This is a genomic window from Micromonospora musae, from assembly GCF_003626545.1.
Lineage (GTDB): Bacteria > Actinomycetota > Actinomycetes > Mycobacteriales > Micromonosporaceae > Micromonospora > Micromonospora musae.
Genome location: NZ_RAZS01000016.1, coordinates 54,400 through 69,010, shown reverse-complemented (window position 1 = coordinate 69,010; position 14,611 = coordinate 54,400). Strand labels below are relative to the sequence as shown.

Here is a 14,611-nt window from a genome sequence, read left to right as displayed (position 1 = left end):
GGCTGCCCGCGATGGACGAGGTGACCCGGATCCCGGTCGGCGGCGGTGAGCAGTCGTACGACGTGCTGGTGGGACGTGACCTGCTCGACACGGTGCCCGGTCTGCTGCCCGGGGCGACCCGGGTGGCGCTGCTGCACGCCCCGCCGCTCAAGGCGTTGACCGACTCGCTCGGCGAGCGGCTGCGCGCCGCCGGCGTCGAACCGCTGCCGATCGAGGTACCGGACGCCGAGGCGGGCAAGCGGATCGACGTCGCCGCGGCCTGCTGGGACCGGCTGGGCGAGGCCGGCTTCACCCGTACCGATGCGGTGGTCGGGGTGGGCGGCGGCGCCGTCACCGACCTGGCCGGTTTCGTCGCCGCCTGCTGGCTGCGCGGGGTGCGTTGGGTGCCGGTGGCCACGTCGCTGCTCGGCATGGTCGACGCCGCGGTGGGCGGCAAGACCGGGGTCAACACCGCCGCCGGCAAGAACCTGGTCGGCGCGTTCCACCCGCCGGCGGGGGTGGTCTGCGACCTGGCCACCCTGGACAGCCTCCCCCCGGCAGACCTGGCGGCGGGGCTCGCCGAGGTCGTCAAGTGCGGTTTCATCGCGGACCCGGCGATCCTCGACCTGGTCGAGGCGGACCCGGCGGCCGCCGTCGACCCGACCGGACCGGTGACCCGCGAACTGATCGAGCGGGCGATCCGGGTGAAGGCCGACGTGGTCTCCGGCGACCTGCGCGAGTCCGGCGTTCGTGAGGTGCTCAACTACGGCCACACCCTCGGGCATGCGATCGAGAAGGTCGAGGGCTACCGCTGGCGGCACGGCGACGCGGTCGCCGTGGGCGTCGTCTACGCGGGCGCGCTGGGCCGGCTCACCGGCCGGCTCGACGAGGCGACGGCGCGTCGGCATCGTACGGCGATGGCCGCTCTCGGCCTGCCCACCAGCTACCCGGCCGACGCCTGGCCGCAGCTGCTGGCCGCCATGCGGGTGGACAAGAAGGCCCGGGGCAACCGGCTGCGCTTCGTGGTGCTGGACGGGCTGGCCCGTCCGGCGATCCTCGAAGGCCCGGACGACGCCCTGCTGCGCGCCGCGTACGAGCAGGTGGCGCAGCCGTGAAGGTCCACGTGTTGAACGGGCCTAACCTCGGCCGGCTCGGCACCCGCGAGCCCGAGGTCTACGGGGCGAGCACCTACGCCGACCTCGTGGCGCTCTGTGAGTCGACCGGCCGGGACCTCGGCCTGGACGTCACGGTGCGGCAGACCGACGCCGAGCACGAGCTGCTCGGCTGGCTGCACGCCGCCGCGGACGAGGGTGCGGCCGTTGTGCTCAACCCCGCTGCCTGGTCGCACTACTCCTACGCGGTCCGCGACGCCTGCGCGATGCTGCGCGGGCCGTTGATCGAGGTGCACATCTCGAACATCCACACCCGCGAGGAGTTCCGGCACCACTCGGTGGTCTCCCCGGTGGCCACCGGGGTGATCTGCGGGCTGGGCCTCAGCGGCTACCGCCTCGCCCTGCACCACCTAGCCGCCGGCCAGGGCGCGCGCTGACCCTGCCCGACTAGGCTCGCCCGCCCCCGCCCCGCCTAGCCCGCCCGCGCGCCGCCCGGCGCGGGCCTGGTGCGGGGCCCGGTGCGGGGCCCGGCGACGATGATCAACTCGACTTGCCGAGATATCGGGGTGTCCGCACCGCCGCGACACCCCGATTTCAAGGAACTCGAGTCGATCACCCCCCTCGCGTGTCCGGCCCCGGCCGCGCCCTTCTCGCTGACCCCAACCCGGCCCCGGTCCGGTTCCCTGGCCGCTACCCATAACCCGGCCCGGCCCGGTCCGCCCCGGCCCGCCCCGGTCCGCTCCGCCCCGGCCCTCGGCGCCCGAGTGTCCGGCCGAGCCATCGGGTTGGTCAGGCCCGCAACCCCTGGCTTCCTCACGCTGAGTAATGCCCAACTGCTCGGGTCACCTCACCACTCCGCATCCTTTGCTCTGCTGCCCTATACGCACCACCCCGTTGAACTGCACTTCCAGCGGACCGCCCCGACTCCTGCCGTTCAGGCCCCAGTCACCTTCCGTTACCGGCGCGTTCAGGGGTGCAGGGCGAGCAGGCCGCCTGGTGGAGCGCTGGCGCGTTGGCTGGTGCAGAGCATGCGGGCCACCCGGTGGAGAGTTGGCGCGCATAGGGGTGCAGAGCCAGCGCGTCGGAAGGCGCGGAGCTGGCGCGTTGAGGGGGCAGAGCAGGGAGCCGGGGAGTCGCCGGCCGATGCGCGCTGGGCTGCGGAGAGTGACGTTGATCACGCGGTCGACCGCAGCGGGGAAGGCGGCGCCGGGGGTGCCGCGGTGGGCGGGTGCGGGGGGCGGACGGGGTCCGGCCGGGGCCGACGGCGGCGGGTCGGAGCTGCGGGCCGGGTGGAGCCGGGCCAGAGCCTGGCGGGGCTAGTAGACTTTCCAGGTCTGTCCGCCAATTGATGATCAAGGCAGGAAATGGCCACCACCAACGACCTGAAGAACGGCCTGGTACTCAACCTCGACAAGGAGCTCTGGGCCGTAGTCGAGTTCCAGCACGTCAAGCCCGGTAAGGGTGGTGCGTTCGTGCGCACCACGTTGAAGAACGTGCTCTCCGGCAAGGTGGTCGACAAGACCTTCAACGCGGGCACCAAGGTCGAGACGGCGACCGTCGACAAGCGCACGATGCAGTACCTCTACGCCGACGGCGAGGACTACGTCTTCATGGATCTGGAGACCTTCGACCAGATCACCGTGCCCGGCGGCACCGTCGGCGAGGCGGCGAACTACCTGCTGCCCGAGGCGGAGGCGACCGTCGCCACCCACGAGGGCGTGCCGCTCTACATCGAGCTGCCGACCAGCGTCGTGCTCGAGGTCACGTACACCGAGCCGGGTCTGCAGGGCGACCGCTCCACGGGCGGCAACAAGCCGGCGACGGTCGAGACCGGCGCGACCGTGCAGGTGCCGCTCTTCATCACCACCGGCGAGAAGATCAAGGTCGACACCCGCGACGGCCGTTACCTCGGCCGCTCCTGATGGCTGAGGGTCCCAAACAGCAGATGCCGGCGCGCCGCAAGGCGCGCAAGCGAGCGCTCGATGTGCTCTTCGAGGCGGACCTGCGCGACCACCCCCCGGTGGAGGTGCTGGCCGGCTACCTGGAGCGCATCGAGCGACCCCACCCGGAGCACCTGGGCTACGCGGTGCGGCTGGTCGAGGGGGTCGCCGACCACCTCGACCGGATCGACGAGCTGATCGCCAGCTACGCCGAGGGGTGGACGCTGGATCGGATGCCCGCGGTCGACCGCAACCTCGCTCGGATCGCCGTCTACGAGCTGCTCTTCCTCGACGAGATCGACGACGCGGTGGCGATCAGCGAGGCGGTCGAGCTGGCCCGGCAGATGTCGACCGACGACTCGCCCCGTTTCCTCAACGGGGTGCTCGGCCGGATCGCCGAGTACGCCACCCGCTGAACGGCTCCGCACGCCGCGGAGACGGCGACGCGGAGACCGCGACGCAGCGACAGCGCGACGCGGAGACGGCGACGCAGAGATAGCGCGACGCAGAGAGGGCCCGTGCCGTACGGCACGGGCCCTCTGCGCTGATCAGCCGGTCAGGAGGCGAAGAACGCCCGCGGGTCGGCGACGAGCACGCCGTGCTCGGTGAGCCGCTCGATGAGACCCGACGGCGAGGCGTCGTAGACGATCGCCAGCGCGCGCAGGTCGTCGGCGCGGATCGAGAGCACCCGCCCGTTGTAGTCGCCGCGCTGCTGCTGGATGGCGCGCGCGTAGCGGGCGACGTAGGCCAGGTCCTCGGAGGCCTCGTCGTAGAGCCGCTCCAGGTCCAGCACGATCTTGCTGGTGGGCTCGTGACGGACCCCACTGCCGTCGGGCAGCAGCTCCGAGACCGGCACGCGGTAGAAGTCGGCGAGCTCGGCCAGGCGGGACACCGTGACGGCCCGGTCACCGCGCTCGTACGACCCGACCACGACGGCCTTCCAGCGCCCGTTCGACTTCTCCTCCACCCCCTGCAGGGACAGCCCCTGCTGCTGGCGGATCGAGCGCAGGCGGGCACCCAGAGACTTGGCGTATTCAGAGGGCATTCGGACACTCCCAGTGCTGCGGGGGTTCTCCCAGCGATTTCGCTACGGAGCGTGACGGTACGGGGATTGAGCAACCTGGTCAAGTGTTCGTGACCTTACCGTTGGGGAGCGCGGGGGGAGTTATCCCCATTTCGTGACGCTGATCCGGTGGTCAGTAGCCGGCGGCGGCCGACCCGGTGACCACTGGTAACGTGGCGTGAAGCCTTCGCGTGGGCCGCCCGCGGCCAGCGGCGGAGGCGCCCGACATCCTTTAACGACCCGTCCCGTGAGGCGGGGAAGGAGGTCCGCCGTGGCCTGCCCACCGGCTGCCGAATCACCACCCGCGCGGCAACCCTCGGTGAAGGTGATCCTCGCCAGCGCCGACGTTCAGCGCGTGGTCGATCGCATCGCCCACCAGATCCTGGAGAAGACCCAGGGCGCCGCCGAGACCGTTCTGCTCGGCATCCCCACCCGGGGCGCGCCCCTGGCGCGGCGGCTCGCCGCCCGGATCAGCACCTTCGAGGACGTGGCCGTACCGGTCGGTGTGCTCGACATCACTCTCTACCGCGACGATCTGCGCCGCAACGCCACCCGCGCGATCGGCCCCACCCAGCTGCCGCCCGGCGGCATCGACGGGAAGCGGGTCATCCTCGTCGACGACGTGCTCTTCTCCGGGCGGACGGTCCGGGCCGCGCTCGACGCGCTCAACGACGTCGGCCGCCCGGCCTCGGTGCAGCTCGCGGTCCTCGTCGACCGGGGGCACCGGGAGCTGCCCATCCGCGCCGACTACGTGGGCAAGAACATTCCGACCTCGCTCGCCGAGAGCGTCAAGGTCACGCTCGCCGAGACCGACGGCGCGGACGGGGTCAAGCTCTACGGAGGGATCGCCTCATGATCCGGCACCTGCTCTCCGGCGCCGACCTGGACGCCGCCACCGCCACCCGGATCCTGGACACCGCGGCCGAGATGGCCACGGTCGCCGGTCGCGAGGTCAAGAAGCTGCCCGCGCTGCGCGGGCGCACCGTGGTGAACCTCTTCTACGAGGACTCCACCCGGACCCGCATCTCGTTCGAGGCGGCGGCGAAGCGACTCAGCGCCGACGTGATCAACTTTTCCGCCAAGGGCTCCAGCGTCGCGAAGGGCGAGAGCCTGAAGGACACCGCGCTCACCCTGCAGGCGATGGGCGCCGACGCGGTGGTCGTCCGCCACCCCGCCTCCGGCGCGGCGAACCGGCTGGCCGAGTGGGTGGACGGTTCGGTGGTCAACGCCGGCGACGGCACCCACGAGCACCCCACCCAGGCGCTGCTCGACGCGTACACCATGCGCTCCCGGCTGGGGCGGCTCGCCGGGCTGTCGGTGGCGGTCGTCGGCGACGTGCTGCACAGCCGGGTGGCCCGCTCCAACGTGCTGCTGCTCTCCACCCTCGGCGCGAAGGTGACCCTGGTCGGGCCGCCCACGCTGATCCCGGTCGACTGGGCCACCAGGGCGGCCACCGCGAACACCGCGGGGCAGGCACCCGACATCAGCGTCTGCTACGACCTCGACGCGGTGCTGCCGACGTCGGACGTGGTGATGATGCTGCGGGTGCAGCGGGAGCGGATGAGCGACTCCTACTTCCCCTCCGCCCGCGAGTACGCCCGCCGCTACGGGCTCGACGGGCAGCGGATGCGACGGCTGCCCGAGCACGCGATCGTCATGCACCCCGGCCCGATGAACCGGGGCATGGAGATCACACCCGAGGTGGCCGACTCGGCCCGCTCCACCATCGTCGAACAGGTCACCAACGGGGTCTCCGTCCGGATGGCCGTCCTCTACCTGCTGCTCGGGGGGAACAACGCATGACCGCGTACCTCGTCAAGGGGGTCAGCGTGCTCGGCGCCGCGCCGACCGACCTGCTGATCCGCGACGGTGTGGTCGCCGAGACCGGCGCCGACCTGGCCGCCGACGGCGTCACCGTGCTCGACGCCGCCGGGCTGGTCGCCCTGCCCGGCCTCGTCGACCTCCACACCCACCTGCGCGAACCCGGCCGCGAGGACGCGGAGACGGTGGAGTCCGGCTCCCGCGCGGCGGCGCTCGGCGGGTACACGGCGGTCTGCGCCATGGCGAACACCTCACCGGTCGCCGACACCGCCGGCGTCGTCGAGCAGGTCTGGCGCCTCGGCCGCGAAGCCGGCCTGGTCGACGTGCAGCCGATCGGCGCGGTCACGGTCGGGCTGGCCGGCGAGCGGCTGGCCGAACTGGGCGCGATGGCCGACTCCGCCGCCCGGGTGCGGATCTTCTCCGACGACGGGCACTGCGTCGCCGACCCGCGGCTGATGCGCCGCGCGCTGGAGTACGTGAAGGCCTTCGACGGGATCATCGCCCAGCACGCCGAGGAGCCCCGCCTCACCGAGGGCGCGCAGATGCACGAGGGGGCGGTCTCGACGCGCCTCGGGCTCACCGGCTGGCCGGCCGTGGCCGAGGAGGCGATCATCGCCCGGGACGTGCTCCTCGCCGAGCACGTGGGCAGCCGCCTGCACGTCTGCCACGTCTCCACCGCCGGCAGCGTCGAGGTGCTGCGCCAGGCCAAGGCCCGTGGCGTACGGGTCACCGCCGAGGTGACCCCGCACCACCTGCTCCTCACCGACGTGCGGGCCGAGACGTACGACCCGGTCTACAAGGTCAACCCGCCGCTGCGCACCGACGACGACGTCACCGCGCTGCGCGCCGCGCTGGCGGACGGGGTGATCGACATCGTGGCCACCGACCACGCGCCGCACGCCGTGGAGGACAAGGAGTGCGAGTGGGCGTACGCCCGGCCGGGCATGCTCGGCCTGGAGACGGCGCTCTCGATCACGCTGCAGGTGCTCGGCCCCCGCTGGGACCTGATCGCCGAGCGGATGTCCCGCACCCCGGCCCGGATCGCCGGGCTGGAGTCCCACGGTCTCGACCCGGCACCGGGCGTGCCGGCCAACCTCACCCTCGTCGACCCGGCCGCCCAGCGCCGGATCGAGCCCGGTGAGCTGGCGAGTCTGAGCCGCAACACCCCGTACGCCGGCATGACGCTGCCGGGTCGCGTCGTGGCGACCTTCCTGCGCGGCGAGCCGACGGTTCTGGACGGAAAGGCTGTCAAATGATCCGAGCGAGGAGTGCAGCGGAGCGGAGCCCCGCAGTCCGGGTCGAAGGGAATGCGGCATGGTGAAGCGCAGGCCGGCGATCCTGGTTCTCGAGGACGGCCGCACCTTCCAGGGCGAGGCCTACGGCAGCGTCGGGGAGACCTTCGGCGAGGCGGTCTTCAACACCGGCATGACCGGCTACCAGGAGACCCTCACCGACCCCTCCTACCACCGGCAGGTGGTGGTGCAGACGGCGCCGCACATCGGCAACACCGGCGTCAACGGCGAGGACGACGAGTCGTCCCGAATCTGGGTGGCCGGGTACGTGGTGCGTGACCCGGCCCGGATCGGCTCCAACTGGCGCGCCAGCGGCGGGCTGGAGGATCGGCTCGCCGCCGAGGGTGTCGTCGGCATCGCCGGGGTGGACACCCGGGCGCTGACCCGGCACCTGCGGGAGCGCGGTGCCATGCGGGTCGGCATCTCCAGCGTCGAGGAGGACCCGCGGGCGCTGCTGGCCCGGGTCCGGCAGACCCCGGAGATGGCCGGGGCGGACCTCTCCGCCGAGGTGACCACCGCCGAGTCGTACGTGGTGCCGGCGCAGGGCGAGCACCGGTTCACGGTCGCCGCGCTGGACCTGGGCATCAAGCGCAACGTGCCGCGGCGGCTGGCCGCCCGTGGGGTCACCACGCACGTGCTGCCGGCCTCGTCCACGATCGACGACCTGCTCGCCACCGGCGCGGACGCGGTCTTCTTCTCGCCGGGTCCGGGTGACCCGGCGACCGCCGACGGTCCGGTGGCGCTGGCCCGGGAGGTGCTGGGGCGGCGGATCCCGCTCTTCGGCATCTGCTTCGGCAGCCAGATCCTCGGCCGGGCGCTCGGCTTCGGCACCTACAAGCTCGGCTACGGCCACCGCGGCATCAACCAGCCGGTGCTGGACCGGTCGACCGGCAAGGTCGAGGTCACCAGCCACAACCACGGCTTCGCGGTGCAGGTGCCCGGCGCCGGGGTGGGGGCTGTCGTCCCCAACCAGGTGATCGACACTGCGTTCGGCGGCGTCGAGGTGTCGCACGTCTGCCTCAACGACAACGTGGTCGAGGGGCTGCGGGCCAAGGACGTGCCCGCGTTCACGGTGCAGTACCACCCGGAGGCGGCGGCCGGTCCGCACGACGCGGACTACCTCTTCGACCGCTTCGCGGAGTTGATCGAGGGCCGCGGCCTCGACCGGCGGCGCAGCGAGGGCCGCGGCCTCGACCGGAACCACAGCGAAGGCGGAAAGTGATGCCGAAGCGGAGCGACCTGAAGCACATCCTGGTCATCGGCTCGGGGCCGATCGTGATCGGGCAGGCCTGCGAGTTCGACTACTCCGGCACCCAGGCGTGCCGGGTGCTGCGCAGCGAGGGGATCCGGGTCAGCCTGGTCAACTCGAACCCGGCCACGATCATGACCGACCCGGAGTTCGCCGACGCCACCTACGTCGAGCCGATCACCCCGGAGTTCGTCGAGCTGGTCATCGCCAAGGAGCGCCCGGACGCGATCCTGCCGACCCTGGGCGGGCAGACCGCGCTGAACACCGCGGTCGCCCTGCACGAGGCCGGTGTGCTGGAGAAGTACGGCGTCGAGCTGATCGGGGCGAACATCGACGCGATCAACCGCGGCGAGGACCGGCAGCTGTTCAAGGAGATCGTGGCGAAGGCCGGTGCGCGCCTCGACTACGAGGACCCGTCGGCGCTGGTGCCGCGCTCGCGGGTCTGCCACTCGATGGACGAGGTCCGGGAGACCGTCGCCGAGCTGGGCCTGCCGGTGGTGATCCGGCCGTCGTTCACGATGGGCGGCCTCGGCTCGGGCATGGCGCACACCCAGGAGGACCTGGAGCGCATCGCCGGTGACGGCCTGGCCGCGAGCCCGGTGCACGAGGTGCTCATCGAGGAGAGCGTGCTCGGCTGGAAGGAGTACGAGCTCGAACTGATGCGCGACCGCCACGACAACGTGGTGGTGGTCTGCTCGATCGAGAACCTCGACCCGATGGGCGTGCACACCGGCGACAGCGTCACCGTGGCCCCGGCCATGACGCTCACCGACCGGGAGTACCAGCGCCTGCGCGACCTCGGTATCGCCGTGCTGCGCGAGGTCGGGGTGGACACCGGGGGCTGCAACATCCAGTTCGCGGTGAACCCGGCCGACGGGCGCATCGTGGTCATCGAGATGAACCCGCGGGTGTCGCGCTCCTCGGCGCTGGCGTCGAAGGCGACCGGCTTCCCGATCGCGAAGATCGCCGCGAAGCTCGCCATCGGCTACACCCTGGACGAGATCCCCAACGACATCACGCTGAAGACTCCGGCGGCGTTCGAGCCGACGCTGGACTACGTGGTCGTCAAGATCCCGCGGTTCGCCTTCGAGAAGTTCCCGGGTGCGGACGCCGAGCTGACCACCACCATGAAGTCGGTGGGTGAGGCGATGAGCCTCGGACGCAACTTCACCGAGGCGCTGAACAAGGCGATGCGCTCGATGGAGACGAAGGCGGCCGGCTTCTGGAGCGTGCCGGATCCGGTGGGCGCGACCAGGGAGAACACCCTCGCCGCGCTGCGTACGCCGCACGATGGCCGGCTCTACACCGTCGAGCGGGCGCTGCGGCTGGGCGCCTCCATCGCCGAGGTGGCGGCCGCCTCCGGCGGGATCGACCCGTGGTTCCTGGACCAGATCGCCAGCCTCGTCGAGCTGCGCGCGGAGATCGTGGACGCGCCGGTGCTCGACGCCGAGCTGCTGCGCCGCGCGAAGCGGGCCGGCCTCTCCGACCGGCAGCTGGCCGCGCTCCGTCCGGAGCTGGCCGCCGAGGAGGGCGTACGGACGCTGCGGCACCGGCTCGACATCCGGCCGGTGTACAAGACCGTGGACACCTGCGCGGCCGAGTTCGAGGCGACCACCCCGTACCACTACTCCACGTACGACCAGGAGACCGAGGTGGTCGGGTCGGCGCGGCCGAAGGTGCTGATCCTCGGCTCCGGGCCGAACCGGATCGGGCAGGGCATCGAGTTCGACTACTCGTGCGTGCACGCGGTCCAGGCGCTGCGCGCGGCCCCGGCGGGTGGCGCCGGGACCGGCGGCTACGAGACCGTCATGGTCAACTGCAACCCGGAGACCGTCTCGACCGACTACGACACCGCCGACCGGCTCTACTTCGAGCCGCTCACCTTCGAGGACGTGCTCGAGGTCTGGCACGCCGAGGACACCTCCGGCAAGGCGGCCGGCGGGCCGGGCGTGGTCGGGGTGATCGTGCAGCTCGGCGGGCAGACCCCGCTGGGGCTGGCGCAGCGGCTCAAGGACGCCGGGGTTCCGGTGGTGGGCACCTCCCCGGAGTCGATCCACCTCGCCGAGGAGCGGGGGGCGTTCGGCGCCCTGCTGACCCGGGCCGGTCTGCGCGCCCCGGCGTACGGCATGGCGACCTCGTACGACGAGGCCAAGACGATCGCCGACGAGATCGGCTACCCGGTGCTGGTGCGGCCCTCCTACGTGCTCGGCGGACGCGGCATGGAGATCGTCTACGACGACGCGACGCTGCGCGGCTACATCGGGCGGGCCACCGACATCTCGCCGAACCACCCGGTGCTGGTGGACCGGTTCCTCGACGACGCCATCGAGATCGACGTGGACGCGCTCTGCGACGCCGACGGTGACGTCTACCTCGGCGGCGTCATGGAGCACATCGAGGAGGCCGGGATCCACTCCGGGGACTCGTCCTGCACCCTGCCGCCGATCACCCTGGCCGGTTCGCACCTGGCCGAGGTCCGCCGGTACACGGAGGCGATCGCCCGCGGCGTCGGCGTACGCGGCCTGCTGAACGTGCAGTACGCGCTCAAGGACGACGTGCTCTACGTGCTGGAGGCGAACCCGCGGGCCTCGCGTACCGTCCCGTTCGTCTCGAAGGCGACCGCCGTGCCGCTGGCGAAGGCGGCGGCCCGGATCGCGCTCGGCGCCACGATCGCCGAGCTGCGGGCCGAGGGGCTGCTCCCGGCGACCGGGGACGGCGGCACCATGCCGGCGGACGCCCCGATCGCGGTGAAGGAGGCGGTGCTGCCGTTCAAGCGGTTCCGCACGCCGGCCGGCAAGGGGATCGACTCGCTGCTCGGCCCGGAGATGAAGTCCACCGGCGAGGTGATGGGCATCGACACGAACTTCGGTCACGCCTTCGCCAAGTCGCAGTCGGCCGCGTACGGCTCGCTGCCGACCGGGGGCCGGATCTTCGTCTCGGTGGCGAACCGGGACAAGCGCGCCATGATCTTCCCGATCAAGCGCCTGGCCGACCTGGGCTTCGAGATCGTCGCGACGGCGGGCACGGCCGAGGTGCTGCGCCGGCACGGCATCGCGTGCGAGCAGATCCGCAAGCACTACGAGGAGGGTCAGGGCGAGGACGCGGTCTCGATGATCCTCGGCGGTGACGTGGCCCTGGTGCTGAACACCCCGCAGGGCTCGGGCGCGAGTGCCCGCTCCGACGGCTACGAGATCCGCAGCGCGGCGGTGACCGCGGACATCCCGTGCATCACCACGGTGCCCGGTGCGGCGGCGGCGGTCATGGGCATCGAGACCCGGATCCAGGGCAACCTGCGGGTCCGGCCGCTCCAGGAGCTGCACGCCGCCCTGCGGGCCGCCCAGTGACCGGGCGCACCACGGCGTTGATCATGAGGTTGCCGTCGACCGGCGCGGCGTGTCGCCGGGGCAACCTCATGATCGACCATGGTCGGGGCGGCGCGGCGTGGTGATGTTCGAGCGCGTCGTACGACCCGTGCTGTTCCGGCTCGGGGGCGGCGACGCCGAGACCGCGCACGAGTGGACGCTGCACCGGCTGGCCGCGGTGTCCCGGCGGCCGGCGGCGCTGGCCGCGCTGCGGGCCCGGTACGCGGCACGGGTCCCGCGCACGGTCTTCGGCGTGGAGTTCCCCAATCCGGTCGGCCTGGCCGCCGGGATGGACAAGAACGGTGTGGCGCTGCCCGCCTGGCCGGCGTTGGGGTTCGGCTTCGTCGAGGTCGGCACGGTGACCGCGCACGCCCAGCCGGGCAACCCCCGGCCCCGGCTGTTCCGGCTGCGCGACAGCGAGGCGATCGTCAACCGGATGGGCTTCAACAACTCCGGGGCGCAGGCGCTGGCCGCCCGGCTGGCGGCGCTGCCCCGGCCGCTCGGCGTCCCGTTGGGGATCTCGCTCGGAAAGTCCAAAGTGACCCCACTGGAGGAGGCCGTCGAGGACTACCTCGCCTCCTACCAGGCGCTGAAGGGGCACGGCGACTACTTCGCGGTCAACGTGTCCTCACCGAACACTCCGGGTCTCCGGTCCTTGCAGGACCGGTCTCATCTGGACGCGCTGCTCGCCGTGCTGGTCGGGGAGAAGCCGGTGCTCGTGAAGATCGCCCCGGACCTCTCCGAGCCGGCGATCGCCGAGCTGCTGGAGGTCTGCCTCGACCGGGGCGCGGCCGGGGTGATCGCCACCAACACGACGCTCTCCCGCGGCGGTCTGGCCGAGGCCGACGTGGCGCGGGGCGCCGAGACCGGTGGTCTCTCCGGCCGGCCCCTCGCCGCGCGGGCCCGTGAGGTGGTCTCGTTCGTGCATCGGGAGACCGGGGGGCGGCTGCCCGTGATCGGGGTGGGCGGCATCGTCGACCCGGACGACTCGACCCGGATGTTCGACGCCGGGGCCAGCCTGGTGCAGCTCTACACCGGGTTCATCTACCGGGGCCCGGCCCTGGTCCGCGCCGCCGTACGGGCGGCGACACCGGCGCGACCGCCGGTTCGATGAGCGTGGGCGCGACGCCGGTGCCCCGCCGGGTGATTCCCGGCCGCCGGCTCGCGTCGTCCCGCGCTCGACCCGTGCCGCGAGGGTGCCGGCTCGGGCCGGGCGAGCGTCGGCTCGCGCCGCACCGAGCCCGCCTCGTGCCGAGCCGGGGTCGCTTCGGGCCAGGCCGGGTCGACCCGCCTCGTGCCGAGCCGGGGTCGCTTCGGGCCAGGCCGGGTCGACCCGCGTCGGGCCGGGGGCGCGTCGCGCCGGGTCGAGGTCGACCCGTACCGGGCGGTGGCCGGTCCCACGCCCCGATCCTTGCCGTGCCCGGCGGCTGGGCGCGGGTCGGGGAGTACGCCGGCGGCCGCGCGCGGACGGGGAGGTGTCGTCCGGGGGCCTCGTGCGGCGCGACCGCCGCGCGCCGCGCGCCGGGCAGTCGCCCGCCGAGACGGGCCGAGTTGCCCGATCCGTTCCCGGTCGACCCGCTCCGCGCCGTCGTGGCCGCGGCCGGCGGGGGAGTCCGGCCGGGCCGGTTCCGGGATCCGATCGACGCCGCCGGGTGGCGCGGGCCGCGGCGGCCACCGTGGCGGCCGGGGACGCGGGGTGTGCCGGCCGGGAGACCGACCGGAGTCGGCGCGGGCCCGGCGGCGGCCGACGGGCCGTGCCGACCGCTGTGCGGTCGGTGGAGCGGCGCGGCGGGCCGGGCGTACCCCGGAGCCGCCGAGCCGGCGCAGCGGCGTACGCGGGCGGCGTGGGGCCGTCCGTGGTGACCACGAGAGAGGGAGAGCAACGGATGGAGACCTTCGGCGCCCGGTTGCACCGGGCCGTGGCCGAGCGGGGGCCGCTCTGCGTGGGGATCGACCCGCACCCGGGGCTGCTGGCCCGTTGGGGGCTGTCCGACGACGCCGAGGGGCTCGACCGGTTCGCCCGGACCGTCGTGGACGCCCTCGGTGACCGGGTTGCGGTGGTCAAGCCACAGTCGGCGTTCTTCGAGCGATTTGGTGCCCGTGGTGTCGCGATTCTTGAGTCAACTATCCGACAGTTGCGGGATCGTGGCGCGCTCGTTCTGCTTGACGTCAAGCGCGGCGACATCGGGTCCACGGTCCGCGCGTACGCGGAGGCGTACCTCGACCCATCCAGGCCGCTGTATGTCGACGCGGTGACCGCGAGCCCCTACCTGGGAGTAGGTTCACTGGCCCCGATGTTCGAACTCGCCGCCGAGCACGGCGGTGGCGTCTTCGTGCTGGCGCTCACCTCGAACCCCGAGGGGCCCGCGGTGCAGCACGCCCGCGCCGCCGACGGGCGGAGCGTCGCGCAGACCGTGATCGACGAGATTTCCCAGCTCAACGCCGATGCGCAGCCGCTCGGCAGCTTCGGGCTCGTGGTCGGCGCGACGATCGGCGACACCGGCCACGACCTGTCCCGGGTGGGCGGCCCACTGCTCGCGCCGGGCCTCGGGGCGCAGGGCGCGACGGCCGCCGATCTCCGTACGGTCTTCGGCGCGAGCCTGCCCGCGGTGCTCCCGTCGTACTCCCGTGAGGTGTTGGGCGCGGGCCCCGACGTGGCCGCGTTGCGGGCCGCCGCGGACCGTGCGCTGGCCGATTGCCGGGCCGTCGTGCCCCCGATGAACTGACTGACGGGTCGGTCACTTTGCGAAGATCATCGCGTGCCCACGTTGCCGAAACGTCCGGCGACCGCTA

At 72.8% G+C, this 14,611-nt stretch carries 12 protein-coding genes; 11 read left to right on the top strand and 1 reads right to left on the bottom strand.

Translation table 11 applies throughout. The annotated features are described in order from the left end of the window. The first annotated feature begins 11 nt into the window (after positions 1-11). From aroB to nusB, 4 genes are all read left to right on the top strand, one after another. On the top strand, positions 12-1,094 hold the full coding sequence (gene aroB / locus D7147_RS30445; RefSeq protein ID WP_120683890.1) for a 3-dehydroquinate synthase: 1,083 nt from the start codon (positions 12-14) through the stop codon (positions 1,092-1,094). Further along, positions 1,091-1,528 (top strand): type II 3-dehydroquinate dehydratase, encoded by a 438-nt coding sequence (gene aroQ / locus D7147_RS30440; protein WP_120683888.1) that lies wholly within the window; start codon positions 1,091-1,093, stop codon positions 1,526-1,528. Before aroB ends, aroQ begins: the two co-directional genes overlap by 4 nt. 927 nt (positions 1,529-2,455) lie before the next feature. After that, complete coding sequence (gene efp / locus D7147_RS30435; RefSeq protein ID WP_120683886.1) at positions 2,456-3,013, top strand: elongation factor P; 558 nt, start codon at positions 2,456-2,458, stop codon at positions 3,011-3,013. Between the two features lie 23 nt (positions 3,014-3,036). After that, a complete protein-coding gene (gene nusB / locus D7147_RS30430) occupies positions 3,037-3,447 on the top strand; it encodes a transcription antitermination factor NusB (protein ID WP_187399017.1) in 411 nt (136 codons plus the stop codon). A 140-nt stretch (positions 3,448-3,587) separates the two neighbouring features. Here the strand turns inward: nusB and bldD are convergent, their stop codons facing one another. Further along, positions 3,588-4,076 (bottom strand): transcriptional regulator BldD, encoded by a 489-nt coding sequence (gene bldD / locus D7147_RS30425; protein WP_013285505.1) that lies wholly within the window; start codon positions 4,074-4,076, stop codon positions 3,588-3,590. 289 nt (positions 4,077-4,365) lie between these two features. Between bldD and pyrR the strand changes: the two genes are divergently transcribed. The 7 genes from pyrR to pyrF all read left to right on the top strand — a co-directional run bounded on the left by pyrR (position 4,366) and on the right by pyrF (position 14,544). Further along, positions 4,366-4,950, top strand: a complete 585-nt coding sequence (gene pyrR, locus D7147_RS30420) for a bifunctional pyr operon transcriptional regulator/uracil phosphoribosyltransferase PyrR (RefSeq protein WP_120683882.1) — start codon at positions 4,366-4,368, stop codon at positions 4,948-4,950. Continuing rightward, entirely contained in the window at positions 4,947-5,897 is a 951-nt protein-coding gene (locus D7147_RS30415; RefSeq protein WP_120683880.1) for an aspartate carbamoyltransferase catalytic subunit, read from the top strand. Before pyrR ends, D7147_RS30415 begins: the two co-directional genes overlap by 4 nt. Further along, positions 5,894-7,171, top strand: a complete 1,278-nt coding sequence (locus tag D7147_RS30410) for a dihydroorotase (RefSeq protein WP_120683878.1) — start codon at positions 5,894-5,896, stop codon at positions 7,169-7,171. The genes D7147_RS30415 and D7147_RS30410 overlap by 4 nt, the downstream gene beginning before the upstream one ends. 61 nt (positions 7,172-7,232) lie before the next feature. Beyond that, complete coding sequence (carA, locus tag D7147_RS30405) at positions 7,233-8,429, top strand: glutamine-hydrolyzing carbamoyl-phosphate synthase small subunit (protein WP_199734302.1); 1,197 nt, start codon at positions 7,233-7,235, stop codon at positions 8,427-8,429. Further along, positions 8,429-11,800 carry a carbamoyl-phosphate synthase large subunit gene (gene carB, locus D7147_RS30400; protein WP_120683874.1) on the top strand — a complete coding sequence of 1,124 codons (3,372 nt, stop codon included), beginning with the start codon at positions 8,429-8,431 and terminating at the stop codon, positions 11,798-11,800. The genes carA and carB overlap by 1 nt, the downstream gene beginning before the upstream one ends. Positions 11,801-11,900: 100 nt before the next feature. Continuing rightward, positions 11,901-12,932 (top strand): quinone-dependent dihydroorotate dehydrogenase, encoded by a 1,032-nt coding sequence (locus D7147_RS30395; RefSeq protein WP_120684004.1) that lies wholly within the window; start codon positions 11,901-11,903, stop codon positions 12,930-12,932. Positions 12,933-13,704: 772 nt separating this feature from the next. Then, positions 13,705-14,544, top strand: coding sequence for an orotidine-5'-phosphate decarboxylase (gene pyrF, locus D7147_RS30390; RefSeq protein ID WP_120683872.1), 840 nt, complete (start codon positions 13,705-13,707; stop codon positions 14,542-14,544). Positions 14,545-14,611: the final 67 nt, after the last annotated feature.

Excerpts from the sequence above, each read along its gene's own strand:
- aroB (WP_120683890.1), top strand. The coding sequence starts at position 12 with ATGGACGAGGTGACCCGGATCCCGGTCGGCGGCGGTGAGCAGTCGTAC.
- D7147_RS30415 (WP_120683880.1), top strand. The coding sequence starts at position 4,947 with ATGATCCGGCACCTGCTCTCCGGCGCCGACCTGGACGCCGCCACCGCC.
- nusB (WP_187399017.1), top strand. The coding sequence starts at position 3,037 with ATGCCGGCGCGCCGCAAGGCGCGCAAGCGAGCGCTCGATGTGCTCTTC.
- bldD (WP_013285505.1), bottom strand. The coding sequence starts at position 4,076 with ATGCCCTCTGAATACGCCAAGTCTCTGGGTGCCCGCCTGCGCTCGATC.
- pyrF (WP_120683872.1), top strand. The coding sequence starts at position 13,705 with ATGGAGACCTTCGGCGCCCGGTTGCACCGGGCCGTGGCCGAGCGGGGG.
- efp (WP_120683886.1), top strand. The coding sequence starts at position 2,456 with ATGGCCACCACCAACGACCTGAAGAACGGCCTGGTACTCAACCTCGAC.
- D7147_RS30410 (WP_120683878.1), top strand. The coding sequence starts at position 5,894 with ATGACCGCGTACCTCGTCAAGGGGGTCAGCGTGCTCGGCGCCGCGCCG.
- carB (WP_120683874.1), top strand. The coding sequence starts at position 8,429 with ATGCCGAAGCGGAGCGACCTGAAGCACATCCTGGTCATCGGCTCGGGG.